Source organism: Bradyrhizobium sp. USDA 241, assembly GCF_049739505.1.
Lineage (GTDB): Bacteria > Pseudomonadota > Alphaproteobacteria > Rhizobiales > Xanthobacteraceae > Bradyrhizobium > Bradyrhizobium liaoningense.
The window spans coordinates 98,988-124,304 of record NZ_JBMGPZ010000009.1 but is presented as its reverse complement, the minus strand read 5'-3'; the positions used below and the strand labels follow the sequence as shown (position 1 = coordinate 124,304).

General features: G+C 61.6%; 18 protein-coding genes and 10 pseudogenes. 19 read left to right on the top strand and 9 right to left on the bottom strand.

The genetic code is table 11. The features are described from left to right. Positions 1–7 precede the first annotated feature (7 nt). The 3 genes from ABIF91_RS45760 to ABIF91_RS45750 all read left to right on the top strand — a co-directional run bounded on the left by ABIF91_RS45760 (position 8) and on the right by ABIF91_RS45750 (position 3,119). Positions 8–1,108 carry a hypothetical protein gene (locus tag ABIF91_RS45760; RefSeq protein WP_028181970.1) on the top strand — a complete coding sequence of 367 codons (1,101 nt, stop codon included), beginning with the start codon at positions 8–10 and terminating at the stop codon, positions 1,106–1,108. Between the two features lie 186 nt (positions 1,109–1,294). Continuing rightward, positions 1,295–2,026, top strand: coding sequence for a DUF6088 family protein (locus tag ABIF91_RS45755; RefSeq protein ID WP_028181971.1), 732 nt, complete (start codon positions 1,295–1,297; stop codon positions 2,024–2,026). After that, complete coding sequence (locus ABIF91_RS45750; RefSeq protein WP_028181972.1) at positions 2,007–3,119, top strand: nucleotidyl transferase AbiEii/AbiGii toxin family protein; 1,113 nt, start codon at positions 2,007–2,009, stop codon at positions 3,117–3,119. Before ABIF91_RS45755 ends, ABIF91_RS45750 begins: the two co-directional genes overlap by 20 nt. Before the next feature lie 184 nt (positions 3,120–3,303). Here ABIF91_RS45750 and istB (ABIF91_RS45745) read toward each other — a convergent pair whose 3' ends face one another. Then, a complete protein-coding gene (gene istB / locus ABIF91_RS45745; protein WP_038952109.1) occupies positions 3,304–4,071 on the bottom strand; it encodes an IS21-like element IS1631 family helper ATPase IstB in 768 nt (255 codons plus the stop codon). Between the two features lie 4 nt (positions 4,072–4,075). Further along, positions 4,076–5,833, bottom strand: a complete 1,758-nt coding sequence (gene istA, locus ABIF91_RS45740; RefSeq protein ID WP_100214066.1) for an IS21-like element IS1631 family transposase — start codon at positions 5,831–5,833, stop codon at positions 4,076–4,078. Positions 5,834–5,947: 114 nt separating this feature from the next. On the opposite strand from istA (ABIF91_RS45740), the pseudogene ABIF91_RS45735 reads away from it, so the two are divergent. Together ABIF91_RS45735 and ABIF91_RS45730 are read left to right on the top strand one after the other, a co-directional pair. Continuing rightward, a pseudogene (locus tag ABIF91_RS45735) lies at positions 5,948–6,799 on the top strand (hypothetical protein); the annotation flags it as partial. Between the two features lie 89 nt (positions 6,800–6,888). Beyond that, positions 6,889–7,283 (top strand): annotated as a pseudogene (locus ABIF91_RS45730) (transposase); the annotation flags it as partial. A gap of 97 nt (positions 7,284–7,380) precedes the next feature. Here ABIF91_RS45730 and istB (ABIF91_RS45725) read toward each other — a convergent pair. Together istB (ABIF91_RS45725) and istA (ABIF91_RS45720) are read right to left on the bottom strand one after the other, a co-directional pair. Further along, on the bottom strand, positions 7,381–8,142 hold the full coding sequence (gene istB, locus ABIF91_RS45725) for an IS21-like element ISFK1 family helper ATPase IstB (RefSeq protein ID WP_011090937.1): 762 nt from the start codon (positions 8,140–8,142) through the stop codon (positions 7,381–7,383). Positions 8,143–8,160: 18 nt separating this feature from the next. After that, positions 8,161–9,702: an IS21-like element ISFK1 family transposase gene (gene istA, locus ABIF91_RS45720; protein ID WP_424578664.1), complete on the bottom strand. Its 1,542-nt coding sequence runs from the start codon at positions 9,700–9,702 to the stop codon at positions 8,161–8,163. Between the two features lie 177 nt (positions 9,703–9,879). Here istA (ABIF91_RS45720) and ABIF91_RS45715 point away from each other — a divergent pair. Then, positions 9,880–10,161, top strand: a pseudogene (locus ABIF91_RS45715) (IS3 family transposase); the annotation flags it as partial. A 19-nt stretch (positions 10,162–10,180) separates the two neighbouring features. Here ABIF91_RS45715 and ABIF91_RS45710 read toward each other — a convergent pair. Further along, positions 10,181–11,376, bottom strand: a protein-coding gene (locus tag ABIF91_RS45710) for an IS3 family transposase (protein ID WP_424578816.1) whose coding sequence is annotated in 2 segments (ribosomal slippage) — positions 10,181–11,125 and positions 11,128–11,376 — 1,194 coding nt in all. Because the reading frame shifts where the segments join, the coding sequence is not laid out codon by codon here. 64 nt (positions 11,377–11,440) lie between these two features. Here ABIF91_RS45710 and ABIF91_RS45705 point away from each other — a divergent pair. From ABIF91_RS45705 to ABIF91_RS45680, 6 genes and pseudogenes are all read left to right on the top strand, one after another. Further along, positions 11,441–11,641, top strand: a pseudogene (locus ABIF91_RS45705) (DDE-type integrase/transposase/recombinase); the annotation flags it as partial. Between the two features lie 86 nt (positions 11,642–11,727). After that, a complete protein-coding gene (gene tnpA / locus ABIF91_RS45700; RefSeq protein ID WP_424578819.1) occupies positions 11,728–12,150 on the top strand; it encodes an IS66-like element accessory protein TnpA in 423 nt (140 codons plus the stop codon). Then, the gene (gene tnpB, locus ABIF91_RS45695) at positions 12,147–12,503 is read left to right on the top strand and encodes an IS66 family insertion sequence element accessory protein TnpB (RefSeq protein WP_018273742.1); all 357 of its coding nucleotides are present in this window, start codon (positions 12,147–12,149) and stop codon (positions 12,501–12,503) included. Before tnpA ends, tnpB begins: the two co-directional genes overlap by 4 nt. A 50-nt stretch (positions 12,504–12,553) precedes the next feature. Then, entirely contained in the window at positions 12,554–14,104 is a 1,551-nt protein-coding gene (tnpC, locus tag ABIF91_RS45690) for an IS66 family transposase (RefSeq protein WP_424579932.1), read from the top strand. Then, positions 14,101–14,751, top strand: a complete 651-nt coding sequence (locus tag ABIF91_RS45685; protein WP_063712394.1) for a UPF0149 family protein — start codon at positions 14,101–14,103, stop codon at positions 14,749–14,751. Before tnpC ends, ABIF91_RS45685 begins: the two co-directional genes overlap by 4 nt. Positions 14,752–14,798: 47 nt before the next feature. After that, positions 14,799–15,068 (top strand): annotated as a pseudogene (locus ABIF91_RS45680) (integrase core domain-containing protein); the annotation flags it as partial. 153 nt (positions 15,069–15,221) lie between these two features. Here ABIF91_RS45680 and ABIF91_RS45675 read toward each other — a convergent pair. Together ABIF91_RS45675 and ABIF91_RS45670 are read right to left on the bottom strand one after the other, a co-directional pair. After that, positions 15,222–16,012 (bottom strand): annotated as a pseudogene (locus ABIF91_RS45675) (IS110 family transposase); the annotation flags it as partial. A gap of 304 nt (positions 16,013–16,316) precedes the next feature. Beyond that, a complete protein-coding gene (locus ABIF91_RS45670; protein WP_244430220.1) occupies positions 16,317–17,705 on the bottom strand; it encodes an ABC transporter substrate-binding protein in 1,389 nt (462 codons plus the stop codon). Positions 17,706–18,173: 468 nt separating this feature from the next. On the opposite strand from ABIF91_RS45670, the gene ABIF91_RS45665 reads away from it, so the two are divergent. Together ABIF91_RS45665 and ABIF91_RS45660 are read left to right on the top strand one after the other, a co-directional pair. After that, the gene (locus tag ABIF91_RS45665; protein WP_038952271.1) at positions 18,174–19,442 is read left to right on the top strand and encodes an IS256 family transposase; all 1,269 of its coding nucleotides are present in this window, start codon (positions 18,174–18,176) and stop codon (positions 19,440–19,442) included. A 33-nt stretch (positions 19,443–19,475) separates the two neighbouring features. Then, positions 19,476–20,201, top strand: a pseudogene (locus ABIF91_RS45660) (IS256 family transposase); the annotation flags it as partial. A 20-nt stretch (positions 20,202–20,221) separates the two neighbouring features. On the opposite strand, the gene ABIF91_RS45655 reads toward ABIF91_RS45660, so the two are convergent. Then, positions 20,222–21,318 (bottom strand): IS3-like element ISRj2 family transposase gene (locus tag ABIF91_RS45655; RefSeq protein ID WP_424579938.1). Its coding sequence is split into 2 segments (ribosomal slippage): positions 20,222–21,057 and positions 21,057–21,318, totalling 1,098 coding nucleotides; the frame shifts between segments, so codons are not numbered across the junction. Between ABIF91_RS45655 and ABIF91_RS45650 the strand changes: the two genes are divergently transcribed. After that, positions 21,282–21,878: a LuxR C-terminal-related transcriptional regulator gene (locus ABIF91_RS45650; protein WP_424579931.1), complete on the top strand. Its 597-nt coding sequence runs from the start codon at positions 21,282–21,284 to the stop codon at positions 21,876–21,878. The two genes, ABIF91_RS45655 and ABIF91_RS45650, sit on opposite strands and share 37 nt — an antisense overlap. 79 nt (positions 21,879–21,957) lie before the next feature. Here the strand turns inward: ABIF91_RS45650 and ABIF91_RS45645 are convergent. Beyond that, positions 21,958–22,214: pseudogene (locus tag ABIF91_RS45645) on the bottom strand (WGR domain-containing protein). Between the two features lie 706 nt (positions 22,215–22,920). On the opposite strand from ABIF91_RS45645, the gene ABIF91_RS45640 reads away from it, so the two are divergent. The 4 genes and pseudogenes from ABIF91_RS45640 to ABIF91_RS45625 form a co-directional block, all read left to right on the top strand. After that, entirely contained in the window at positions 22,921–23,139 is a 219-nt protein-coding gene (locus ABIF91_RS45640; RefSeq protein ID WP_424579930.1) for a hypothetical protein, read from the top strand. Positions 23,140–23,280: 141 nt separating this feature from the next. After that, a pseudogene (locus ABIF91_RS45635) lies at positions 23,281–23,574 on the top strand (hypothetical protein); the annotation flags it as partial. A gap of 99 nt (positions 23,575–23,673) precedes the next feature. Then, the gene (locus tag ABIF91_RS45630) at positions 23,674–24,513 is read left to right on the top strand and encodes an IS5 family transposase (RefSeq protein ID WP_038975173.1); all 840 of its coding nucleotides are present in this window, start codon (positions 23,674–23,676) and stop codon (positions 24,511–24,513) included. A 23-nt stretch (positions 24,514–24,536) separates the two neighbouring features. Next, positions 24,537–25,106: pseudogene (locus tag ABIF91_RS45625) on the top strand (DUF3991 and toprim domain-containing protein); the annotation flags it as partial. Positions 25,107–25,317: the final 211 nt, after the last annotated feature.

Sequence of the window (25,317 nt, the reverse complement as noted above, 5' to 3'; positions counted from 1 at the left end):
CGCGAAAATGATGCATCTGCAGAAGGTGAAAAAGTTCATCGCGGAGGCTCTCGAATGCAGCGTCTTCATACGTCCGCGCGAACCGGGATTGACCTTCGCGGAAATCAAAGAAATCGGCGATCGCGGAGGATACCGAGAGGGCGAGATCGGGGACGCGTTTGTGACCATGGGTCTGCACTCGATGGGACGGGGATCGAAGCTTCTCGGTCCCGAACAGCAGACGCTCATCACTTGGAAGTTCTTTCTGCCCGAAACGCCGGAGTACCGCGATCTCGAGGCTTTCGACTTCGTTTATACCGAGTTCGGCGAACTTGCGCGGAATCTAGGACAAGCGAAAGCTCAGCTGGAGCGGGACACTTTGGTTTCGCGGGCCGTCTCACGTGGAATTTCCGAGACCGGCATCGAAGCCGCAATAACGATCCTGATATTCGCCGAGTACATGGCGGAAAAGGATGGCGTGCTGCGCTTCGCGATGCCGGTCAATGGGAATGGCCCCCTCCCAAGCGAACAGATGAAAGCGCAACGTGTCGCCATGCCCCGCGATACTCGTTCCCAACTGATGCCGATCGTGAAGGATGTGATCTCGAGAAGAACTGATGGGAGGCCCCGACACGCGGAGCCATTCGATGCATTCGCTGCGAGGCTGAGCTCGCTCGGCTACGCTGGGTTTCATACGTGGTGGGTGCAGATCGTTTCGGAGTTGAAACGCTCGGATGTCCAGTCGGCATCCGTCTCCGTATGCGTGCTGGCGGCGGCTCTCGTGGAAGGTGCGCTAACGTTCGTGGTCAAGCACGCGCGATCCATGCAGGTAGGCCCATTCGGATCCAACAACTTCGAACGTGATCCGCGTACCTGGCGGATCGACGATCTTGTCTCGAGCGCGGCGTCCGGAGGACGATCGAGCATCCTGGATCAGGCCACGAGAAGCCGGGCAGACAGCCTAATTCAAACGCGCCAACGCATACACGCCGGGCGGATGTTGTCCGATCATCCTGCGGGCGTGCCGGATCTTCGACCGGAAGAAGCACGCGATGCCAAGCAGACGTCCGAGCTAGTCGTGCGGAGTGTGCTCGACTGGCTCGACCGGTTTCCGCCGGATCCAAAATAACCGTCGCGCACGCCGCAAGGGAGCCGATACGTCAAACGTGGAGGGCCTCGTGTGGGGTCCCTGAAGGAACAAAGACCCTTTCCAGGTTAACTGACCAATATTTGTATATAAATTCTGGTCAGTGGACTGCTCCGATTGCTACTGACCAATTTTTATATATAATCTTCGGACAGTCTATGGTGGCCGATGCCCGACCCCACGTCCGATACCCTCGATCGCATTCATGACCGGATCGCCCAGGCGGCGCCGGCAGGTGTGTGGTCGCGCGCCGATTTTCTCGACATCGGGACGCCGAACGCCGTCGAGAAGGCTCTACAGCGGCTGACCCTGCGAGGCGACATCCGCCGGCCCTATCGCGGTCTCTATGATAAGCCGGGCCTCAGCAAGCTGACCGGAAAGATGGTGTTTCCGCCGCGCGCCTCGTTCATCGACGCCATCGCGCGGCGCGACAAGCTGCGCGTGCTGGTCGACGGCATGACGGCCGCGAACGACCTCGGCCTGACGACGGCCGTTCCGGCGCGGTCGACGATCTATGCCGATACTTATCCGCGGACGATCGAGATCGAGGCGAGCGCCGGTGATCCAAAGGCGACCAAGCCGGTCATCTACACGCTCGACTTCAAGCGCATTTCGGCCAAGACGGCATTTTGGGCCGGCCGTCCCGCCATGCGCGTGGTCCAGGCATTGATATGGTTTCGGGATGAGCGATCGAGCCTCGATGCGGCCGTGAACGGAATCGTCCGGCATCTGTCGCGCGATCCGAACCGGGAAAAAATCGCGCAGGATCTACGCGACAACATCCATGCGGTGCCAGCGTGGATGTATGCGCTGATCGAGACAATCACGCGCAAGCTTAGCGCCGAGGATCACAGCGGCGAGGAAGGCGCAATGGGCACCCATGCAGAAGACATTCATTGAAATCCTGCGCTCCAGCGTCGACGATCGCCGCGCACTCTTCTCGACGGTTGCCGCCTATCTGGAGACGCGGGCGCAGAATATCGAGAAGGACCTCTATGTCTGCTGGGTGCTCGACTTCCTGTTCAATCGGCGGGGTGATGATCCCATTGGTCTTTATTTCAAGGGCGGCACAAGCCTCAGCAAGGCCTATGGACTGATCCGTCGGTTCTCGGAGGACATCGACATCGGCATCTACAAGGCCGATTTGCACGTCCCGCTGGAAGCCGAGATCGCCGCCCTCCCCTCCGTAAATCAGCAGCAGCGCGCCCTCGCCGAGAAAGTCGACGAGGCCGCACGGCAATATATCTCGGGGCCGCTCAAGGAGGAGCTCACGAAGGAGATCGCAGCCGTCGAAGGCGCCGCTGAACAGCCGCAACATTTTTCACTCGGCTTCGGCTTCGATACCTATCGCAACAAGGAAGCACTCGACATTCTGGTGGTCGGCTACAAGAGCGTCTTCGGTGCCGGCGACACGTATGTGCAGGCGGCGGTCCGCATCGAAGGTGGAGCGCGTCCCGATCCTGAACCGGCGGAGCCCCGCGAGATCGTTCCCTACATCGCTTCGGAAATGCGAGAGCGAGCGGGCCTCACGGTGCGCAACGTGAAGACGGTCAAATCCGAGCGGACCTTCTGGGAAAAAGTCCTGATCCTGCACGCAATGACCGAAATGACCGAGAAGCGAAGCGCGGACGCGAAGCCCGACCGTCCGGTGCCCGATCTCAATCGCTACTCGCGCCACTATTACGACGTCCATCAAATCTGGACCCATCCGGACTATGGCGTCGCCACGGCGTCGATGCGCGATCTTGCGGAAGCCTGCCGGCAGCACAAAGAGCTTATGTTTCGCGCGCCGGATCACCGCTACGATCGCGCTGTGCCGGGCAGCTATCGCCTCGTCCCGACCGCGGACATGCGGGCCAAGCTTGCCGCCGACTATGAGCGGATGTCGGCGATGATCTTCGGCACGCCGCCCACCTTTGCGGACGTCATGGCGAGCATCGAGGCCCTCGAGCTGCATCTGAACGCTGCGCTAGGCGCCCCCCCCAATGCATAGAAGGGGGCCTGTGCCGAGAAAAACGCACAGAACTCGGCGGGCCACAATGATAGGATCAAGGCATGGGTGAAGCTCCAGAGAACATCCCAGTTCGACTGCCCGATCCCGCCCCCGCGGGTCACTTCAAATTCCTCCGGGTGTGGTCAGTCAAATTCCTCCACCCGCGAGGCAGGACAAGGGACTGTTAGTTTGAGTTTGTTTCCCGGGCAAGAGCTTCAGCGGCTTCTTTGAGCCGATAGCTGCGTCCGTCGAACTCAAGCAGATGGCAATGATGCATAAGGCGATCGAGGATCGTCGTGCTCATAGTGTTGTCCCCAAGGTATGCCCCCCAATCCTGCACGACGCGATTGGAGGTGACGATGACGCTGCGGCGCAGTTTGTAACGCTGATGGATCAGGGTCTGCAGCAAAGTGCCGGCGTCGTCGGGGATGGCGCGTGCGAGGAATAGATCGTCCAGCACGAGGAGATCGCAGTCGATGATGGTTCGCAGCCGGACCTCGCGTTGTGCCGGAGAGTTCAGGGCGTAGCGGTGGAAGAAGTCGTCGGTCTCAAGATACTGGACCTTGTGGCTTTGCAGGATCGCCTGATAGGCAATCGCCTTGGCGATGTGCGACTTCCCGGTGCCAGGTTTGCCAACAAGCAGAGCGTTCTCGCCAGCGGCAATGAACGCCAGGGTGTGGAGCTGGAAGCAGGTCTGACGTGGCAGTTTGGGATTGAAGGACCAGTCGAACTCGGCGAGCGTCAGCTTTTCGTCGAGCCCGGATTGCTGGTATCGCCGCTCGATAAGACGGGACTGACGACGGTCCAGTTCATCCTGCAGGATAAGGGAGAAGGTCTCGAGGAAGGGCTGGTTGGCGCCCTGCGCCTGGAGCACGCGCGTCTGCAGCGTGTCGCGGACACCCGACAGGCGCAGCTGTCGTAGGCAACGCTCAATTTCCGGCATGGTCATCATGTGGCTAGGTCTCCAGTTTAAGGTGAGAAGGTGCAGCGGGAGCGCTCGTGGCGCCGGAGTTGGCCGGGGTTGCGCAGGCGACACGAGCGCGGATTGCCGTGGCGTGATCGTCGTGAGCCTCGGCCTGCCGACCATTGTCGTCGGCGTCGCGCCGCACAGCGCGGCTGAAGAGGTCGCCGTATTCCGCGGGGGTACGGATCAGCGGATGATCCTGGGTGAGCGGCGATGCCGGCTGTGGCGTCACTCCAACCTGCTCGATCGCCTGTTCGAACAACCGCTCGACGGTCGCACGCACGTGCTTGTAGCGGTAGATGCGGTTGTCGATGGCGTGCGCGCAGGCCTGCTCGACCAGCCGCGCCGGATACTTCCGGCCCAGCCCGACAATGCCCCACATCGCGCGCTGTCCGGGGCGCCCTTCGGTGTCGAACACCTGCTGGCACAAGGCCCTGGTCTGCGGTCCGATGCGCTCGGCGCTCGCCAGCAGCACGGCGGTTTGCCGCGACGGGTTGAACGGCCGTTCGCTGGTCGGCAGGACGACAGAACCGGGGTGCGCCATCCGGGAATGAACACGCAGCAGCGCACGGGTGTGGCGATCACGGATCTCGATCGTGGTGGTGTAGATGCGCACGACGACCTGGCTGCCGATCGGCGCGGGCCGCGCGGCGTAATAGCTGTTGTCGACGCGTACGGTGGTGTCGTCGCAGACAGTCCGGACGACTTCGGTGAAGATGCGGAAGGGAGCGACAGGCAGCGGCCGCAGGTGCGGCTTCTCTTCCTGGAACATCGCCTCGACCTGACGGCGCGTGCTGCCGTGGATGCGTTTGGAAGCCCAGTTCTCCTCCCAGTGCCTCAAGAACTCGTTTTGCGCCTCCAGCGTCTCGAAGCGCCGTCCGGCCAGCGCAGTGCCCTGGGTATGTTGAATCGCATTCTCGACGCATCCTTTCCGATTTGGATCGGCCACGCGCGCGGGATCGGCGACCACGGCGTAATGAGCCAGCATCGCGCTGTAAATCGGGTTGAGCTGGGGCTCGTACAAATCCGGCTTGAGGACGCCTTCCTTCAGGTTGTCGAGCACGACATAGCTGGGGACCCCGCCAAAATACCGGAACGCCTCTTCGTGGAGCTGCGCCCAGACTTGTTGGCTGGACTTCCAGACTACCCGCCGGAAGCTGCGCCGCGAGTAGCGTAGCGTCATCACGAACAGGCGGGGACGACGGTACCGCCCGCTCTTCGGATCAACCGTCGGCGCGCCCTCGCCATAGTCGACCTGAGCTTCCTCGCCGGGGAGGAACTCAAGACGATCAAACTGCTCAGGATCAGCGTGCCGCAACCGGCGCACAAACCGCTTGACACTCTGGTAGCTGGACGGAAAGCCAAATTGATCAACCAGGTCCTGGTAAATCGCCTGCGCGTTCCGCTTCAGCCGGACCTGTTCTTCGATCCACGTCCGATGCGCTTCGCAAGCCGAACGGGCCAGGCTGCTGGTGACCGTCGCTTCCGATGTCCCAAAAGCCGGTGGTCGGGGTGGAGGAATTTGGCCGTCCGCGCTCACCGAGCCGGTGGTCACTTCCCCGGGGGAATTTGCCTCCGCACCGGCCCGCAGCGCCTGATAACGCCGGATCGTCTTGCGATCGACACCCGTCAGCCGGTGAATCTCGCGCTGGCTGGTGTTGCGATCAAGTAATGTAAGTACGGTGCTTTGCAGATGTCGCTTCAAGACGTTCAACTCCCCGGCCCCTTGCTGGCTAAAGGGGTCGAACATAAACGTCCTGCCTGACCGGCTACTGCTGTTCAGCGGCGCTGACGGCGATCATCAGGTGGGGAGTTTCAAGTGACCATACCCGGGGGATTTTGACCGACCCACGGGGCCGCCTCGATCGAGACGGTTCTCGCACGTCTTCCGACCGGGGCTGACGAAGCGGCGCTGGCGGCCGGGCTCACAGAGGCGTTTCCGGGATTTCCGTTTTCGACGGCAAACGTCGACGACCAATATTGGCGCGACACGCGCTCGGTGATCGCTGCCGACGGAACACGGATCGCAGAATACCGGCCGTGGATGGAAGCGGAGCTTGCGAAGGACAACGGCGACATTGGCGCACTCTGGACGCGATTGCGCGAGAGCGATCTTTCCATCTCCGAATGGCATGGCAACAGCGTGTACGCCTTCGCGCCGACCGGATCTGGCGCAGCGGACTATGTGCAAATCCGTCTTGGCCGGGAAGTCGAATGGCGTGCGGGGCCGCTCGTCAATCCGAGATCCCGTCCTTGGGGCAAGGACGAACTGCTCGATCCGTCATGGATCACGCACGAAGATATGTCCGACGACAGGGTAATCGCCGGGCCGCTCTATCGAATGCTTGGGCATGCGGGCAGCAGCGTCGTCCATGTCCGGAGCTTCCTGACGCGGCGTGCCCGCCTCGAGCGAGAGAGACGCGAGGCGCAGCGACCGGAGATGGAACGTCGTGTCGTGCGTGAAGTGACAGGCAGGGACACGACCGAGACGCCGTTTCTTGAATTGGTGCCGGACTGGTTCGAGTTCGTGCCACGGGAGAATCGCTTCTTCCAGGATTGGGAAGAATCCAGTGCTTCGGCCGGGCGGGTCTATGCGCACTGGGCGCTCGACATTTACGACTACGACGCTAAAGGCACACGCGAGGTCGGATTCGTGCCGCGCCCGCTGCATCTGCCGGAAGAGAGGCTCATCGCTGGCGACGCCTCGGTTCATATCCAGAGCTGGCCCCGCAAATTCGGACAGTAGCTTGAGTGGATTTTCTGCCTGACAGCGGCGAGGATTCTTGCTGCGAATCAGGAGCGAAGATGACGAAGAAGAGCCGCCGGACGCATTCTCCGGCATTCAAGGCGAAGGTTGCTTTGGCTGCGGTCAAAGGCGACAAGACACTGGCGGAGCTGGCGCAGCTGTTTGATGTTCATCCGAACCAGATCACGATCTGGAAAAACCAGCTCCTGGAAGGCGCCGCCGGCGTGTTTGGGCATGACAAGACATCGGCCGAGACGCCGGTCGATTTGAAGGCGTTACATGCCAAGATCGGCGAGCTGGCGTTGGAAAACGATTTTTTGTCCGGCGCGCTCACCAAGGCGGGCCTGCTGAGCGCAAAGCGATGATCGACCGCGATCATGATCTTTCTATCGTGCGCCAGGCGAAGGTCCTGAAGCTGGCTCGCAGCACGGTCTACTATGAACCTCGGCCAGTTTGCGGATTTCACGGATCGTGAGCATCGATTTCGCGCGATCGTGAGCACTGAATTCAGACGATCGTGAGCAGCCCGCTACGGCCGATGGGAGATAGAGTCAGTGTTCTGGTTGGCCGTCAAGGGTGATGGTTTTGGCGCTGCGTTTTCGCATGCTTTCTCCGGTGAGCTGGAGGCGGTGGGCGTTGTGGACGAGGCGATCGAGAATGGCGTCGGCGACCGTGGGGTCCCCAATGGCTCCATGCCAGGTGTCCACGGGGAGCTGACTTGTGACGATGGTGGATGCGCGGCCATGGCGGTCCTCGAGGATTTCGAGCAGATCGCGGCGTTCCGCGGCGGTGAGCACCGATAGTCCCCAATCATCCAAAATCAGAAGCTGAGCGCGGCCGAGGCTTTTGAGGAGCCGGGCGTAGCGTCCGTCTCCGCGCGCGAGCGCGAGCGCCTCGAACAGCCTTGGAACGCGATGATAGAGGACTGATCGGTTGTCGCGGCAGGCCTTGTGGCCGAGCGCGCAGGCTAACCAACTTTTGCCCAGGCCGGTTGCCCCGGTGACGAGCAAATTCTCGTGGCGATCGATCCAGCGACCTTCGACGAGTTTGGCGAAAACGGCGCGGTCGATGCCCCGCGGGGTGCGCAGATCGACGTCCTCGACGCAAGCAGTCTGGCGCAGTGCGGCGATCTTGAGGCGCGTGGTGAGCCGCCTGGTGTCGCGTTCGGCGGCTTCGCGGTCGACCAACAGGCCGATGCGATCTTCGAACGGCAGGGCTTCGAGATCGGGCGATCGGCGCTGCTCCTCGAAGGCCTTGGCCATTCCGGTCAGGCCAAGCTCGATCAGCCGTTCGTGGGTTGGGTGGTTAAGCATGCCGGGTCTCTCCTTGCTTCAGTGGAAGTAGTCGCGTCCGCGGATGTTGCCGTGGCGCAGGGGCTGGTGCTCGAAAGATTCGTCGAAGAACGTGCGATCGAGGCCGTTCTGGAGGATCGATCTAATCGAGGCGACGGAGCGCGCCTTGATGAGGATGCCCCTCCGGCAGGCTGCGTCGAGGCGTTCGGCGCCGTAGCTTTTGACGAGCGCCAGAATGCCAAGGCAGGTTCGAAAGCCTTGTTCTGGATGGGGGCGGGCGTCGATCACGGCCTGGAAAAACGCTGCTGTCGAAGGACCGATCCGCTCGCCGGCGGCGATCACCGCGGCGGGGGTCCATTTGCCGTAGCGGCGATGGGCGCTGGGCATGTGGTCGGCGATGGTGGTGTGTCCGCGTCGGTTGGGCGCGCGGGCATGGCTGGCGATCCGCTGGCCCTTGTGGAAGATCTCGACCGTCCGATCGTCGATACGGGCATCGACCAGCTCGCCAATCAGACGATACGGCGCGGAGTACCAATGGCCGTCGACCTCGACATGATAATCGGGAGCGAGGCGGCAGCGCTTCCAGCGTGCGAAGGCATAAGGCTGATCTGGCAGCGGGGTTAGCTTGGGTTTGTCGAGTTCGGCAAACAGTTCGGCGCGGCTTGAGCCGAAGCCACGCATTTGACGAGCATTGAGTTCGTCGACGAGTGTCTTGATGGCGGCGTTGAGCTCGGCCCGGGAAAAGAAGCGCTGATTGCGCAGCCGGGCCAGAATCCAGCGCTGGGCGATTTGCACCGCGACCTCGACCTTCGCCTTGTCTTTTGGGCGCCGCGGCCGTGCGGCGAGAATGGCCGTGCCGTAATGGCTCGCCATCTCGGCATAAGTGCGATTGAGGCCGGGATCGTAGCGGTCGGGGTTGCTGACGGCGGCTTTGAGGTTGTCGCAGACCACGAACGTCGGCGTTCCGCTCAAAAACGTGAACAAGTTGACGTGGGCCCGGATCCAGTCGGCCAAGCTCTCGCTGGGGCAGGCCTCGGCGTAGGTGTAGTTCGAAGCGCCCATCGCCGCGACGAACAGCTTCATCGGCTGCACTTCCCCGGTCAGGGGATCGACGATGTCGATGGTGTCGCCGGCGAAATCCACGAACACCTTCTCGCCGCCCAGATGAATCTGCCGCATCGAAGGTCGGACCCGCCCCTTCCAGGCCTCGTAGGTAGTGCAGAACCACGTGTACCCGAAACCGTCGGGATTAACGGCGCGATACTCCTCCCAGAGCAGGCGACCGGTTACGTTGCGCCGGCGGAGCTCTTTATCGATGTAGCTCCAGTCGGGCACCGGCCGCTGCGGGCTCTGAGACGCTGGTCGTGGGGCCGGGAAAAGCAAAAGCTCCAGGTCTTCATCGGTCATTCCCTCCGGAAGCGGCCAGCTCAACCCAGCAGAGCGGGCGCGGCTCAGGTAGCTGTGCACAACGCCGTTGCTGACGCCCACGCTCCGCGCGATGGCCCGCTCTGGCAGGCCTTGAAAATGTTTTAACCGAAGGACTTCCTTGATCCGGCGCATCGACAATCTCTGGGTAGGCATTGGACTTCCTCGTTAACCACGAGGTCATCCCTAAGCCGGTTGAGTTGTCGGCCGAAGCGCTGCAAGGCTCCGAAAGCCTTGCTCACGATCCCGCGAAATCGTTGCTCACGATCGTCTGAAATCTCTGCTCACGATCCCCTGAAATCCGCGCTCACGATCCCCCGAAACGCGCAGCCAGTTTCGGCCGAGGACCTTGCCTTGATGCGTCGGCTCGATGAGCTGCATCTCGATTATCCCTTCGCGGGAGCGCGTATGCTGCGATCGTTGCTGCGGCGGGAGGGCGTATACGCCGGTCGCCGCCACATCGCGACGCTGATGAAGCGCATGGGGATCGAGGCGGTCTATCGTCGCCCGAACACGAGCAAGCCGGCTCCGGGTCACAAGATCTACCCGTACCTGTTGCGCGGATTGAAGATCGAGCGGCCCGACCATGCGTGGGCAATGGACATCACCTACATTCTGGTCTGAGCCCCTCGCTTCATCCAGCAATGGAAAGAGTCCCGGTTGAATATGAGCCCAAGGGGCTCGGTGAAGCAACGGGGCGGGGCGCGGAGCCCTCGGCATAGCGCAGCGTCCCGTCCCGTTGCGGCCCAAGAGCGTTGCGTTTGGCGTATTCGGTCGGCGTGAGGTTGCCCAGGGCGCTGTGCGGCCGGGCGTTGTTGTAGTCGTCTTTCCAGGCCGCCAGCACGGCTCGCGCCTGTGCGAGCGAAGTGAACAGCGTCTCATTGAGAAGTTCATCGCGCAGGCGGGCGTTAAAGCTCTCGATGAAGGCATTCTGGGTCGGTTTGCCGGGCGCGATGTAGTGCCACTCGATCTGCCTCTCTTGGCTGAAGCGCAGCACGGCCATTCCGGTCAGCTCAGTGCCGTTGTCGGACAGGCACATCGCCGGCCGGCCGCGCCAGGCAATGATGACATCGAGCTCGCGTGTGACCCGCAGGCCCGACAGCGAAGTATCGGCGACGAGCGCCAGGCATTCGCGAGTGAAGTCGTCGACCACAGCCAGAATCCGGAACCGTCGGCCATCGGCGAACGCATCCGACAGAAAGTCGAGACTCCAGCGCTGGTTGGCGCCTTGCGGGATCGCCATTGGCGCCCTGCTGCCGAGCGCCCGTTTACGGCCGCCACGCCGGCGGACTTGCAGCCGTTCCTCGCGATACAGACGTCGAAACTTCTTGTGGTTCATGACCAGCCCCTCGCGGCGCATCAGCACCAGCAGACGACGGTAGCCGAACCGGCGGCGGATGGCCGCCAGCTCGCGCAGGCGGGCGCGTACGGCCGCATCATCGGCTCGCCCGTTGCGATAGCGCACCGATGCGCGATCTGCCCCCAAGGCTTTGCACGCCCGCCGTTCGCTCACTTCGAAGTTGGTCCGCAGATGAGCGACGGCCTCTCGCCTCGCGGCGGGCGTCACCATTTTTTTGACGCAACGTCCTTGAGCATGGCGTTGTCGAGCATTGCCTCGGCCAGGAGCTTCTTCAGCTTGGCGTTCTCGTCCTCCAATGCCTTCAGCCGCTTGGCATCGGATACCTCCAGGCCACCGTACTTGGCCTTCCATTTGTAGAATGTTGCGCTCGAGATCCCGTGTTTGCGGCAGACATCAGCCGTCGCCACACCCGCCTCCTGCTCCCGCAAAATCCCGATGATCTGCTCTTCCGTGAACCGACTTGGCTTCATGGTCCATCTCCTCAGAGGTGACGGACTCTACCCATTCTTGGAGGAGTTTGCGGGGCTCAGACCAATTCCGATGCGGCGTGGCTTCGTCTATCTCGCGGCGGTCGTCGATGTGTTCAGCCGACGGGTCCTGGCCCATCGCGTCTCGATCACAATGGAGGCGGCCTTCTGCGTCGAAGCGGTCCAGGAGGCGTTGGCGAAGCACGGCAGGCCCGAGATTTTCAACACGGATCAGGGCAGCCAGTTCACCAGCCTCGAGTTCACCGATAGCGGTACGACGACCCCACCTCGTTTAGGTGGACGGGATGAGCGAGACTCGCGCGTGGATTTGACAACGCGAGGGACGCTCGTTCCATGCATCAAGACAGACATCAAGACGGGCATGATGCCGCCTCCTATCAGCGGATCGAGGTGATCACAGGGGAGAGGCGACGGCGCAGTTGGAGCGATGCGGAGAAGGCGCGGATCGTGGCCGAGAGTGCCGATCCGGAGACGAGCATTTCCGAGGTGGCTCGACGCAACGGGGTGAACCGGGGACTGCTCAGTGTGTGGCGGCGCCAGGCGCGGCTCGCGTCGAGCGAAGCGCCGCAGTTCGTGCAAGTCAGGCTCCAGGCCGCCGTCGAGGCGCAGCCGAACGCGATCGATAAGGCGCATGTTCTGACGGATCCGGCCGAGCGGATCGAGGTGATGATCGCGGGCGCGACGGTGCGCGTGCCCGTCGGCGTCGACGCCGCGACGCTGGAGCGCGTGCTGGCGGCGGTGAGATCGACGCGATGATCTCTTTCGGTCCAATGGTCCGTGTGTTCGTCGCGACGCAGCCGATTGACTTTCGTAAAGGCGTTCATGGCCTTGTCGCGCTGGTAGCGGAGGGATTAGGCGGCAAGCCCTACAGCGGTGACGTTTATGTCTTCCGATCGAAGCGATCGGATCGTTTGAAGCTACTGGTTTTTGACGGCTCGGGAATGGTTCTAGCGACGAAGTGGCTGGAGAATGGGGGCTTTGCCTGGCCACCTGTTCGCGAGGGTACGATGCCGGTGACGGGGGCGCAACTGGCGATGCTGATTGAAGGTCTTGCGGAGTGGTCGCGTGTGGTCCCGAAGGTGACGAAGCGGCCGACGAAGGTTGCCTGAAGCGTCTTGTTTTGCTGGCGATTGCGAGTGCGTTCGTGTAGCTCTGCGATATGGCGCTTCGCCCCGAAGATCTCCCCTCTGACCCTGCGGCTCTTGCCGAGATGCTGCTGGCTTTCGAAGGCGAGAACGATGATCTGCGCGCAGAGATCGCCACGTTGAAGAGCCTGATCTTCGGCGCACGATCGGAGCGCGCGGCGATCGTCTGCGCCGAACAGATCGCGTTTGATCTGGAACGGACCGCCGGCTCACAGCTCCCGGCCAATGACGACAAACCGGACGCGCCGCGGCCGGAGCGGCGCAAAGCGAAGCGCAACATCGGCGCGCTGCCGGCGCATCTGCCTCGGGTCGAGCGGGTGATCGAGCCGGCGTCCACGCTGTGCCCGTGCTGCACGGGTCAGATGCATCGGATCGGCGAGGAGAGCAGCGAAGCGCTCGATCGGGTTCCCGCGTGGCTGCGCGTGCTCCGCACGATCCGTCCAAAATACGCCTGCCGCTCCTGTGAGGGCCCGATTGTCCAGGCCCCGGCACCGGCGCGGCTCGTCGAGGGCGGCATGGCAACGACGGCGCTGATCGCGCATATCGCCGCGGCCAAATATGCCTGGCAATCGACGCTCTATCGCCAGACGCAGATCCTGGCGGGTCAGGGTGTCGTCGTCGACCGTCAGACGCTGGCGCGCTGGATGGGGAGCGCGGCGTGGCTGGTCAGGGGCCTCTACGATCTGCAACTGAAGACTATGCACGGCTTCGAGCGGCTGTTCTGCGACGAGACGCCGATGCCAGTGCTCGATCCGGGACGCGGCCGCACGAGGATCTGCCAGTTCTGGGCGCACGCGACGGACGATCGGGCGTGGAAGGGGCCGGCGCCGCCGGCGGTCGCCTACGTGTTCGCAGGTGGTCGCGGCAAAAAGGAGATCGTGGCGCAGTTAGCCGGCTTCGAAGGCGTGCTGCAAGTCGACGGCTATGCCGCCTACGCCTCGCTGGCGGGCGATGCGATGATGTCGGGCCAGATCCAGCTGGCGTATTGTCTCGTTCACGCGCGCCGCAACTTCGTGAGGGTGCACAAGACGACGAACTCACCCTTCGCCGCGGAGGTCATCGAGCGCATTGCGGCCGTCTACGCGATCGAGGAGAGGATCCGCGGTCTCGATGCTGGGGAACGCCGCGCGACGCGACAGGCCGAGACGAAGCCGCTGATGGAGGCGTTGAGGGCCCGTCTGATCGCGGTGAAGGACGGGATCTCCCGCCGCTCGACGCTCATCAAGGCGATCGACTACATGCTCGAACGCTGGCAGGGCCTGACGACGTTCCTGGATGACGGGCGGCTCGAGCCGGACACCAACACGGTCGAACGATCGATCAGGCCAATTGCGATCGGAAAAAAGAACTCGTTGTTCAGTGGTGACGAAGGCGGGGGCGAGACCTGGGCGATACTCGCTTCGCTTCTTAACACAGCGAAATTGAATGGCCTCGACCCCGAGGCGTATCTCGTCGACGTTCTCGATCGCATGGTGAGCGGCGCCACGAAGACCAACCAGCTTCACGAACTTCTGGCCTGGAACTGGAAGGCCGCACGCGAAGCCGAAAAGCGGGCCGTGGCATGACGAAGCCGAAGCAAGGGCGGGGAACGCGAAAAGCACGCAAGACGACGATGGCGGACTATGCCATGTCGTTCGAACGGCTCGGGCAATGGATCAGCAAGCGCGCCAGGTCGCCGACGCTTCGGCATCCGCGGGCGACGTCGCTCTCCATGCTCGATGGCGCGGTGGCCGCGGTCGTCGCCGGGCCGGTCTCGATGGCGTCCGAGGAATGGGTGTGCCCGCTCCTCGGCGTAGATCCCGACGCCTTCAATCACGACACCGAGGAGTTCTCGGCAATCGCCGCCACGCTGATGCGCCACAACGCTATCAGCGAGACGCTGTCGACGAGACCGGAGAGCTTCGAGCCGCTGTTCGTGCGATCACCGGACGGCGAAGTCGACCCGCAGCCCTGGTGCATGGGCTTCTACGCCGTCATGAAGCTTCGGCTTCTCGTCTGGTCGCGGCTTCTCCCCCCGAATGGAACCGAACACCTTATGCTGCGGCCGATCTTGGTCCATTGCATCGACGACGCCGGTCGACCCTTGCTACCCCCGGCCCGGCGCACGCTGGGAACGCAGCCCATCATCCAAAACGCCTGGCGCAACATTCCAGCAACCGTCGAGGCCCTCCGGCAGTTCTGGATGCCTATACGCTTCAAGCGCGGTGCGTAGGCCGTCCGCACCAAGTCCGTGGCTCCGTGGGCCTCTCGTACCGTTTACAGTTCACCGATGTGCTGCTGGACGCGAAGATCGCCATCAGCATGGACGGCAAGGGCGCCTGGCGCGACAACGTGTTTGTCGAGCGGCTCTGGCGCACGGTCAAATACGAAGAAGTATATCTCCGCGCCTACGACAGCGTGTCCGAGGCGCGAGCGTCAATTGCCAAGTATCTGGCCTTCTACAATCAGGGACGCCCTCACTCGAGCCTTGACGGGCGCACGCCCGACGAGGCTTACTTCGGCACGCAAGCTATGGTGATGGCCGCATGACCGTCGCCGACGGTTTTGTCGTCGCTCTGGTCGGGCTACGCCCTCCCGACGCAACGACAAAACCGTAAAGCCCCGCGTTCAGCATAACCCGGCAGGAATCCACTTAAATCCAGCGGGGCGCTGTCCAAACAACCGGGGCCAGCTCTTTTGGTCGAGCTTCTGTCTTCCACCAGTGGAACGTTGCAGCGGCGTCAACCCCAACCACGCGGCGAAATCCCGGCCACGTTTGAAGTTTTCAGGCTCAGGCGCTAGCGCCATCAGAGCTGTCGCCGTGATTGGGCCGATGCCAGGAACTGTCATAAGCCGTCGAGCAACTTCCTCTTCTCGGGCTCGTCGCGCGATCTCAATATCGAGTTGCTTGATTTGCTCTTCCAGCACCGCCAGCATCTTGACTAGGATATCGAGCGCCGGTTGCGCCGCCGTTGGCACGCTGCTCCCGGAAGCTTGCGCGTGCTCAACCAGCGCGGCGACATTGGACGCCCCCTTTGCAACGACCAGGCCGTATTCGGCGAGGTGACCTCGCAACGCGTTTATGATCTGAGTACGTTGCCGGACCAAAAGATCGCGAGCGCGAAACACGACCGCGCTCGCCTGCTGGTCCTCACTCTTCACGGCGGCAAAGCGCATGGTGGGGCGTTGGGCTGCTTCGCAAATCGCTTCTGCATCGGCCATATCGTTTTTCTGGCGTTTCACAAAGGGCTTTACATAGGACGGTGGAATCAGACGCACTGTGTGACCCAGCTTGCCAATCTCACGAGCCCAGTGATGGGCGCTGGCGCAGGCTTCCATCGCTACCAGGCACGCAGGCTGCTGAGCAAAGAAAGCCAGCACATTGTCACGACGCAGCTGTTTGCGGAAAACAACAACGCCGCCAGCGCGTCTGCGCCATGTGCCTGAAAAACATGTTTCGCCAGGTCTAGTCCAATCGTGCTAACTTCGTTCACGGACGCTTCCTCTTTCTGACGGTTCAACACCCTTCACTTTGGCACATCGATGCCGTCGAGGGGCGTCCACCCCATCACAGCCACAACAGCAGCAAGCAAGAGTAGCATAAAGTATTGGGAAGAACGAACGGCAGCAGCTCTCCTTAAGAACCGGACCCGGTGGTCCTCAGCAAAGGGTCCACTTCACCGCAGCGCTACTCTTTGGATTAGTTCTTGATGAACATTGTTGTCGGGCAGAACTATTGTTGTTGGCGGATTGACTGTAACCCGACCGAGACAGATCGGTCTGGCCCGCCCGTCCGACTTACTGCGTCTTCAGGAGATTGCAGGTGCTCTCCGCGGCCGGGCGCCAAGCATCCTCGGCCGGAATAGTCCCCGTGATCTCGTAGTAGTCATAAGGATATTTTGACTCGATCGACGCCTTTATGCGCGCGGCATAGAGCGGTCGCATCACCTGACCGTCGGCGCGGATGCTAACATTCTTCATCTCGAAATCATTGACGGGGGTGTTCTTCATCTGTCGCACCACCGCCTCGCCTTCGTCCGTCTGCGCCGCGGCAATCGCCTTGAGATAGTGCATAACTGCACTGTAGGTGCTCGCCTGCGCCTCGTTCGGGATCCGGCCATCGAATGCTGCCTCGTAGCGCTTCGCGAAAGCGCGCGTCTCGTCTGTCCTGTCCCAGTAGAACGTGGTGGTCAGACCTACATTCTGCAGCGGCTTCAGGCCGATGCTGTGCGTCTGATTGATCATCAATCCCAGCGGAGCTAGCTGCTGCTTCTGCGTGAGCCCGAACTCCTCAGCCTGCTTCAGGGCATTGGCGAAGTCTGCCCCCGAATTGGCCAAAGCGACGACCTTTGCACCGCTCGACTGGGCCGTCACGAGAACAGACGCGAAATCGGAAGAATTGAGCGGATGCAGAACGGAGCCGACGACCTTGCCGCCAGCGGACTTGATAAAGTTCGTCGCGTCGGCCTGCCAGACTTTGCCGAAGGAATAATCGACGGTGACAAAGAACCAAGTATCCAGTCTCCGAGCCAGCAGCGATTTGACCGTCGCCTTAGCCAGCGCATAAGTATCCATTGCCCACTGCGTCGTCAAAGGAGAGCATCTCTCATTGGTGAAGAACGCGGCCGCCGTTCCGGCCAAGAGATATGGTTTCTTCCGGCTCCTCATGACGTCTTGTACACCGAGTGCGACTGACGATGCAGAACATCCGACGATTGCGTCCACCCCCTCATTGTCCAGCCAGCGCAACGCGATCGCGACGCCGATGTCCGGCTTGTTCTGATCGTCCGCCACGATGAGCTCGATGTTCTTACCGTTGATGGCCCTACCAAAGTCGCTTATAGCTAACCGCGCGGCGATAACCGAACCCAGCCCGCAATTGTCGGAATAGGGGCCGCTTTGGTCGTTCATGACGCCAATCTTGATGACGTCCCCTGAAATTCCCTGTGCGACGACCAGGGTCGGCGCGGCAATAGATTTCGCACTCACGAGGATTGCCATGATGGCGACGTAGGCAGCCGAAGGTCTCATAATGCTTCTTTCTCCTTGATGCCTGCGGACATCTAGGATCTTGAGGTAACGAATGATGGCGGCATAGAACCTGGAGGTCTGTGCTCCGCTAAATGCGATCAAGCTTGGCAAGCTTGGGTGGGCGGCATGTTGGTCTTCAATGCGAAGCAGCAGCAAGATTGATAGTCCCAAGGTAGAACGCTGAACACCTCCCAAATCTAACAGGGCTCCCAGAGAAGTCTGGTGGAAACAGCCGCACTCAGCCGATCAGCGTCCTCGCGTCAGTTGAAGGCGCCAGGATGCCATTGATCGACAAAGCCGTCGGGCTAATTCAGCAGGTGGAGTATAGAGCTGGCCCCGGTTGTTTGGACAGCGCCCCGCTGGATTTAAGTGGATTCCTGCCGGGTTATGCTGAACGCGGGGCTTTACGGTTTTGTCGTTGCGTCGGGAGGGCGTAGCCCGACCAGAGCGACGACAAAACCGTCGGCGACGGCCATGCGGCCATCACCATAGCTTGCGTGCCGAAGTAAGCCTCGTCGGGCGTGCGCGAGCTATGGCGGAATCTGGGTGATGACGGTGTGAGGAAGGCGGCGTATCGAGGCGGGTGACGAGCCTGCCAGAACCTCTCGAGGAGAGCGATACGCCATGACCGAGACTACCAATGTTCTTGCTTTCCGTCAGCCGTCCGCGGTTGATGATCCACTGACCGATATCGTTCGTGCCGGCGCGCGGGACCTGCTTGCCAGGGCGATCGAGATCGAGGTTGGCGCGTTTCTGGCCAGCACGGCCAATCTGACGCTGCCCGACGGTCGAGCGCGCCTGGTCCGACATGGGCACGGTCCGGTGCGCGAGATTGCGACCGGCATCGGTCCGGTGGAGGTCGCTCGTCCCAAGGTCCGCGACCGCGGAGCGAGCGGGCCAGGCGACCGCCTCCGCTTCAGTTCGGCAATCCTGCCGCTATGGGCGCGGCGGACGAAGAGCCTGGATGCCTTGATCCCGGTCCTCTATTTGCGCGGCATCTCGACCGGCGACTTCCAGGAGGCGCTCTCGGCGCTGCTCGGCAAGGATGCGCCGAACCTGTCGCCTTCGGTGATCGCCGGCCTGAAGGCCGATTGGCAGGTCGAGTACGAACGCTGGCAGAGACGCGATCTGTCGGCGCGTCGCTATGTCTACATCTGGGCCGATGGCGTGTACCTGCAGGCCCGCATGGAAGATCACAGCGAATGCATGCTGGTGCTGATTGGCACCACGCCGGAAGGCAAGAAGGAGCTGATCGGCTTCCAGGTCGGCGTGCGCGAGAGCGCGCAGAGCTGGCGCGAACTCCTGATCGACCTGCGGCAACGCGGGTTACGGATTGCCCCGCAACTCGCCATCGGCGACGGCGCCCTCGGCTTCTGGAAGGCACTGGACGAGGCCTTTCCCGGCACGCGGCACCAACGATGCTGGTGCCATAAAGTGAGCAACGTACTCGACAAGGTCGCCAAATCCGTGCAGGGCCCCATGAAGAACGACCTGCGGAACATCTATCTGGCCCCACACCGGGCCGAAGCTGAAACCGCGATCGACGTCTTCGTCGAGAAATACCACGTCAAATACGGACGTGCGGTGGAGTGCCTGATCAAGGATCGCCATGCGCTGCTCGCCTTCTTCGACTTCCCTGCTGAGCACTGGATCCACCTACGCAGCTCGAACCCGATCGAGAGCGTCTTCGCCACGGTGCGCCACCGAACGGTGCGGACCAAGGGATCGCTGTCGCAACAAACTGCGAAGCTGATGGTGTTCAAGCTCATCGACGCCGCATCGAAGACCTGGCGGCGATTGAAGAGCACGAACCAGTTGCCGAAAGTCATCGCCGGTGTAAAGTTCATCGACGGAATCGAAGTCATTCCGAACACTGAAAGCCACGCCGCCTGATCAGGCCGCGTCACCCAAAATCAGCCATAGCTCGTGTACCTGCAGGCCCGCATGGAAGATCACAGCGAATGCATGCTGGTGCTGATTGGCACCACGCCGGAAGGCAAGAAGGAGCTGATCGGCTTCCAGGTCGGCGTGCGCGAGAGCGCGCAGAGCTGGCGCGAACTCCTGATCGACCTGCGGCAACGCGGGTTACGGATTGCCCCGCAACTCGCCATCGGCGACGGCGCCCTCGGCTTCTGGAAGGCACTGGACGAGGCCTTTCCCGGCACGCGGCACCAACGATGCTGGTGCCATAAAGTGAGCAACGTACTCGACAAGGTCGCCAAATCCGTGCAGGGCCCCATGAAGAACGACCTGCGGAACATCTATCTGGCCCCACACCGGGCCGAAGCTGAAACCGCGATCGACGTCTTCGTCGAGAAATACCACGTCAAATACGGACGTGCGGTGGAGTGCCTGATCAAGGATCGCCATGCGCTGCTCGCCTTCTTCGACTTCCCTGCTGAGCACTGGATCCACCTACGCAGCTCGAACCCGATCGAGAGCGTCTTCGCCACGGTGCGCCACCGAACGGTGCGGACCAAGGGATCGCTGTCGCAACAAACTGCGAAGCTGATGGTGTTCAAGCTCATCGACGCCGCATCGAAGACCTGGCGGCGATTGAAGAGCACGAACCAGTTGCCGAAAGTCATCGCCGGTGTAAAGTTCATCGACGGAATCGAAGTCATTCCGAACACTGAAAGCCACGCCGCCTGATCAGGCTGCGTCACCCAAAATCAGCCATAGCTCGGCGTGCGCCCGTCAAGGCTCGAGTGAGGGCGTCCCTGATTGTAGAAGGCCAGATACTTGGCAATTGACGCTCGCGCCTCGGACACGCTGTCGTAGGCGCGGAGATATACTTCTTCGTATTTGACCGTGCGCCAGAGCCGCTCGACAAACACGTTGTCGCGCCAGGCGCCCTTGCCGTCCATGCTGATGGCGATCTTCGCGTCCAGCAGCACATCGGTGAACTCGAGGCTGGTGAACTGGCTGCCCTGATCCGTGTTGAAAATCTCGGGCCTGCCGTGCTTCGCCAACGCCTCCTGGACCGCTTCGACGCAGAAGGCCGCCTCCATTGTGATCGAGACGCGATGGGCCAGGACCCGTCGGCTGAACACATCGACGACCGCCGCGAGATAGACGAAGCCACGCCGCATCGGAATGTAGGTGATGTCCATTGCCCACGCATGGTCGGGCCGCTCGATCTTCAATCCGCGCAACAGGTACGGGTAGATCTTGTGACCCGGAGCCGGCTTGCTCGTGTTCGGGCGACGATAGACCGCCTCGATCCCCATGCGCTTCATCAGCGTCGCGATGTGGCGGCGACCGGCGTATACGCCCTCCCGCCGCAGCAACGATCGCAGCATACGCGCTCCCGCGAAGGGATAATCGAGATGCAGCTCATCGAGCCGACGCATCAAGGCAAGGTCCTCGGCCGAAACTGGCCGAGGTTCATAGTAGACCGTGCTGCGAGCCAGCTTCAGGACCTTCGCCTGGCGCACGATAGAAAGATCATGATCGCGGTCGATCATCGCTTTGCGCTCAGCAGGCCCGCCTTGGTGAGCGCGCCGGACAAAAAATCGTTTTCCAGCGCCAGCTCGCCGATCTTGGCATGTAGCGCCTTCAAATCGACCGGCGTCTCGGCCGATGTCTTGTCATGCCCAAACACGCCGGCGGCGCCTTCCAGGAGCTGGTTTTTCCAGATCGTGATCTGGTTCGGATGAACATCAAACAGTTGCGCCAGCTCCGCCAGTGTCTTGTCGCCTTTGACCGCAGCCAAAGCAACCTTCGCCTTGAATGCCGGAGAATGCGTCCGGCGGCTCTTCTTCGTCATCTTCGCTCCTGATTCGCAGCAAGAATCCTCGCCGCTGTCAGGCAGAAAATCCACTCAAGCTACTGTCCGAATTTGCGGGGCCAGCTCTCCTGTGGGATGGCCGTGAGGCGCGAAGCGCAAGGTCGCCGAAAGAGCGCCGTCTGTTTGACGATGCACTGAGTTTCAAGATCAGGACCGGCCTGACGGTTCGCATTCCCTCGAGCCAAAACCAGTTCGCGGCGTTTACGCTTGCGGTCGACGAGCGCAGCCTGGGACTCGATCGTTTCATTGAGGCCTCCCAAGAGATGTTGGAAATGGTGGGTCTCACCTATCATGCGCATGTGAGCGCCAGGATTGGACGCACCTCGGCAGCAGGCGAGATCGTTTGCCCTCTGACTCAACGCGAGCGGCAGTGTCTCGCCTGGGTCTCCGATGGCAAGACGATGCAGGATATTGCCCAGCTCCTCGGTGTTAGCTCGCGGGGTGTGAAGTTTCATCTGGACAATGCCAGGCGAAATCTTGCTGCATTAACCCTCCCGCACGCTGTGGCGCTCGCGTTTCGGCAGGGATTGCTCCCGTAATGCGCAAAACAGCCGTCCGGCTTGTAAGATGTGCCCAAGATCGACTGTTCAATCAGGTTGGGAGACTGGGCGTTGGCACCTAGGGCGCGGGACTCTTTGGTACGTAGCCACAGCGTGTTTTGCGTACGAGCCAAGCGTCGAGCTCTTCGACGGCCTGAACTCTCCTGGCAAACAGATCCATCCGCCGGCGGCCGCGTTGGCCGAGACGTCCCCATTCGCGCAAAGCGCCGTATCACCGAACAGCGTCGGTTCGATCGTGAGTACATAGAACCTGGCCATATTGCGGGCCGGATCGCAACGTTGGAGCACGAGGTATGGCACTGTGAGTTCGGACATGCGCTAGAATCGCAACTGTCGAAATCGCCGTCCAATTAATTTATCGAATCCATCAGGCCTCCCGATTCAGAAGTTTAATACCGGTGGTGAAAGTCATTGAGGGTGCTCCGCGACCCGTCTCGGAAAATGCATTGGCTGTTGTGCGCCTCTGACTGCGAAGAAGGTGGGCGTCGCCCTGCGGGCCGGGCTGGAGGCTGCGCTGAAGCCGCGCGAGCGGGTCTTCCCCCTTACGGGCTGCCATCCCTGACGCGAAACGGCCCGAGTCCCCGTACAAGACAGCTGCTGAGTCGATCGGAAGCTCCCGCCTATTCGGTCTGGCTTTAACCCCTAAATGTAGGCGATGCCTATGGCCTTGAGGACATCGAACGGAAACGCCAATTTCGCGCAGCAACTTCACGTGGGACAAATTCACTTTCGCTCCGGAAAAAACGTCGGCGGCTGTTCTCGGTGTCAATCAGACCAACACTATATCCGCGGGAAGAAACATGTGCGCTTCGGCACACCATGCTTCCGGTGAAGGACCGACCCCGCTCTCGAATGGGCTTTCCTTGGTTCTGGTGCGGCCTTCCACGATCACCCCGCAAGGGGTTCGCTACGCAAGCGTGCGACCTCTTCGGCTTCGCCTACGAGGTGACCGCAGCCGCCCCCGAACACTTCGGCGCCTGTCGAGCGGGGATGGTCCCCGCCGCAAGACGGGAGCCTTTCAATGTCGCACAATCTCACCCTCGCTCAGAACCACGCCTTCGATCTGGGCCGCACGCTGATGGTGCCGGTCATCCTTTTCCAGGCTGAGAGCGAATTCGGCGTGATGGTCTCCAGCGAATACGACGGCGATCAGGACGCTGTCGTCCATGAATACGACCCCTGGTGCCCGGCTGCCGCTGGCGCCATGCCGGCTGCAAGGGAGGCTTCGCCGCGCCGATGATGCGGCGACTGACGGTTGGTCAGCGCGCCCTTGCATTCGGCAGGCGTCGCGGCCGGTCGGGGATGTGCCGCAAGGCTAGGAACAAGTGAGACCAACAGATGAAGGGGCCGGATGTCGCCCGCGCGACTCCGGTGCAGACAAATGGACAAGAGAGAAATTGAAGAGCTGCGCAAAAAAGTTGGCTGCGCCGCCCTGCTGGAGAAGGACGGCTGGAAGGTCGACGTCAAGGAAAGCAGCCGGCGCGCGATCAAATATCGCCGCGAGAGCAATATCGTCATTGTCATTCACCAAGGCCGCGGCTGGTTCGATCCCCTGTCGCCGGCGAAAGGGGACGTGTTTTCGTTAGCCGCGCACCTCGGTGCCCTTGGTTTCGTCGAGGCATGTGAGCGCGTTGCTGATGTGGTTGGCTTCCTTCCTGCTGCTGCACCAGCGTGGTAGCGCCCGGCAAAGCCTAAGAGGCCGACCGGAAACTAAAGTTGGGTGATTTCAGCAGGTTGTGATTCTTCGAGGTGTTCGAAGCCATCGGAGAAGCAGATGACCTGGACCGAAATCACCCGCTGTCAGCATGACAGACGAGAGCTCCGCTATGCAAGCGATTGTACGGATGCGGAATGGGCCTTGATCGAGCTTTTGATGCCAAGGCCGAGCAAGGTCGGTCGCCCGCGCAAGACCTGCATGCGATCGGTATGGGATGCGATCCAGTACATTGCGACGACTGGATGCCAATGGGCGCTTCTGCCGAAGGATTTTCCTCCCTTCACGACGGTCCAGTACTATTTTTATGGCTTGCGCGACAGCGGGGCGTTGGATTTGATCAATGAAGCCTTGGTTGAAATCGCGCGTGGACTTGCTGGACGGGAGCCGCAACCAACGGCGGCGATCATCGACAGTCAATCAGTCAAGACGACCGAGAGCGGAGGGCCACGCGGCTTTGATGCGGGCAAGAAGATCAAAGGTCGCAAGCGCCACATCGTCACCGATACACAAGGAAATTTGCTGAGCGCCATCGTGCACCCGGCCAATGTTCAGGATCGGGACGGTGCCCCGGCCGTCGTCACTTTGGCGTGTGCGAGTTACCCGACTATTGCACACTTGTTTGCTGACGGCGGCTGCGCCGGAGAAAAGCTTGAACACACACTCCGGAAAATCGACGGGCCCACGATTGAAATTGTCAAACGCCCGGATGACGCAAAAGGCTTCGTTATTGTTGCCCGACGCTGGGTCGTCGAACGCACCTTGGCATGGCTCAACCGCTGCCGACGTCTCGCCAAGGATTGGGAGGCTTCCGTCACCTCGGCTGAAGCATGGCTCCTTGTCGCATCAACCCGACAGCTGCTGCGCCGCATCGCCAGATCGGCCAACGTTAAGTCATGAATTTTGAGTCAGACTCTAAGACCCTTGCGTCCATTGTAGAGCGGTGGGGACATCGCTTCAGGCCGCGCCCCGGCTCGCCAGCTTGGCGCTATCTCACCGGCGAGCGCGGGCTCCCGGCCGACATCCTGAAGAAGGCCGTCGCCTGCGATCGGTTGAGAGACGGCCCCCAGGGCAGCATGTGGGCGGCGCACCGCGATTCTGCCGGAGCGATCACGGGTTGGGAGGAGCGTGGACCTGTATGGCGCGGTTTCGCCACGGACGGCGCCAAGGAGCTATTCCGCTTCGGACCAGCCGAGTTCGAGCGGATCTGCATCACTGAAGCGGCCATCGACGCTATGAGCCTTGCCGCGATCGAGGACCTGCGTTCCGACACTCTTTATGTCAGCACTGGCGGCGGCTGGTCCCCGGCAACGGATGAAGCCATCCGTGGCCTGGCCAAGCGCGCCAACGTCCACCTCGTGGCAGCAACCGACAACAATCGGCAAGGCGACATCTACGCCGACCGTGTTCGTGCCATCGCCGCGGATGCAAGTGCGCGGTATGCCCGATTACGGCCGTGCGCCGGCGACTGGAATGAGGATTTAAGGGCCTGATGGCTTCCTGTTGATGTGGTTCGCAAGGGCGACGCGCAGGCTGCGTGGTGGCACCGCGCCAAGGCCACCGCGTGAGTGGGGTCTCTGATCCCTCGGCGTTGAGCGAAGGAAAAGGCGATCGAACAATGAGGGAGGGAAGATTAAATGGGAATGAGCGCTGCCGCATGCGCGGCCGGCGCATCAAGGGTGAAGCTTCGCTCGCGTTCCGCGG

What these genes read in the sequence shown, in the direction of transcription:
- ABIF91_RS45760 (WP_028181970.1), top strand. Translation starts at nt 8, where the DNA reads ATGATGCATCTGCAGAAGGTGAAAAAGTTCATCGCGGAGGCTCTCGAA.
- ABIF91_RS45755 (WP_028181971.1), top strand. Translation starts at nt 1,295, where the DNA reads ATGCCCGACCCCACGTCCGATACCCTCGATCGCATTCATGACCGGATC.
- ABIF91_RS45750 (WP_028181972.1), top strand. Translation starts at nt 2,007, where the DNA reads ATGCAGAAGACATTCATTGAAATCCTGCGCTCCAGCGTCGACGATCGC.
- istB (WP_038952109.1), bottom strand. Translation starts at nt 4,071, where the DNA reads ATGATGACCATGCCGGAAATTGAGCGTTGCCTACGACAGCTGCGCCTG.
- istA (WP_100214066.1), bottom strand. Translation starts at nt 5,833, where the DNA reads ATGTTCGACCCCTTTAGCCAGCAAGGGGCCGGGGAGTTGAACGTCTTG.
- istB (WP_011090937.1), bottom strand. Translation starts at nt 8,142, where the DNA reads ATGCTTAACCACCCAACCCACGAACGGCTGATCGAGCTTGGCCTGACC.
- istA (WP_424578664.1), bottom strand. Translation starts at nt 9,702, where the DNA reads ATGCCTACCCAGAGATTGTCGATGCGCCGGATCAAGGAAGTCCTTCGG.
- tnpA (WP_424578819.1), top strand. Translation starts at nt 11,728, where the DNA reads ATGCATCAAGACAGACATCAAGACGGGCATGATGCCGCCTCCTATCAG.
- tnpB (WP_018273742.1), top strand. Translation starts at nt 12,147, where the DNA reads ATGATCTCTTTCGGTCCAATGGTCCGTGTGTTCGTCGCGACGCAGCCG.
- tnpC (WP_424579932.1), top strand. Translation starts at nt 12,554, where the DNA reads ATGGCGCTTCGCCCCGAAGATCTCCCCTCTGACCCTGCGGCTCTTGCC.
- ABIF91_RS45685 (WP_063712394.1), top strand. Translation starts at nt 14,101, where the DNA reads ATGACGAAGCCGAAGCAAGGGCGGGGAACGCGAAAAGCACGCAAGACG.
- ABIF91_RS45665 (WP_038952271.1), top strand. Translation starts at nt 18,174, where the DNA reads ATGACCGAGACTACCAATGTTCTTGCTTTCCGTCAGCCGTCCGCGGTT.
- ABIF91_RS45650 (WP_424579931.1), top strand. Translation starts at nt 21,282, where the DNA reads ATGCCGGAGAATGCGTCCGGCGGCTCTTCTTCGTCATCTTCGCTCCTG.
- ABIF91_RS45640 (WP_424579930.1), top strand. Translation starts at nt 22,921, where the DNA reads ATGTCGCACAATCTCACCCTCGCTCAGAACCACGCCTTCGATCTGGGC.
- ABIF91_RS45630 (WP_038975173.1), top strand. Translation starts at nt 23,674, where the DNA reads ATGACCTGGACCGAAATCACCCGCTGTCAGCATGACAGACGAGAGCTC.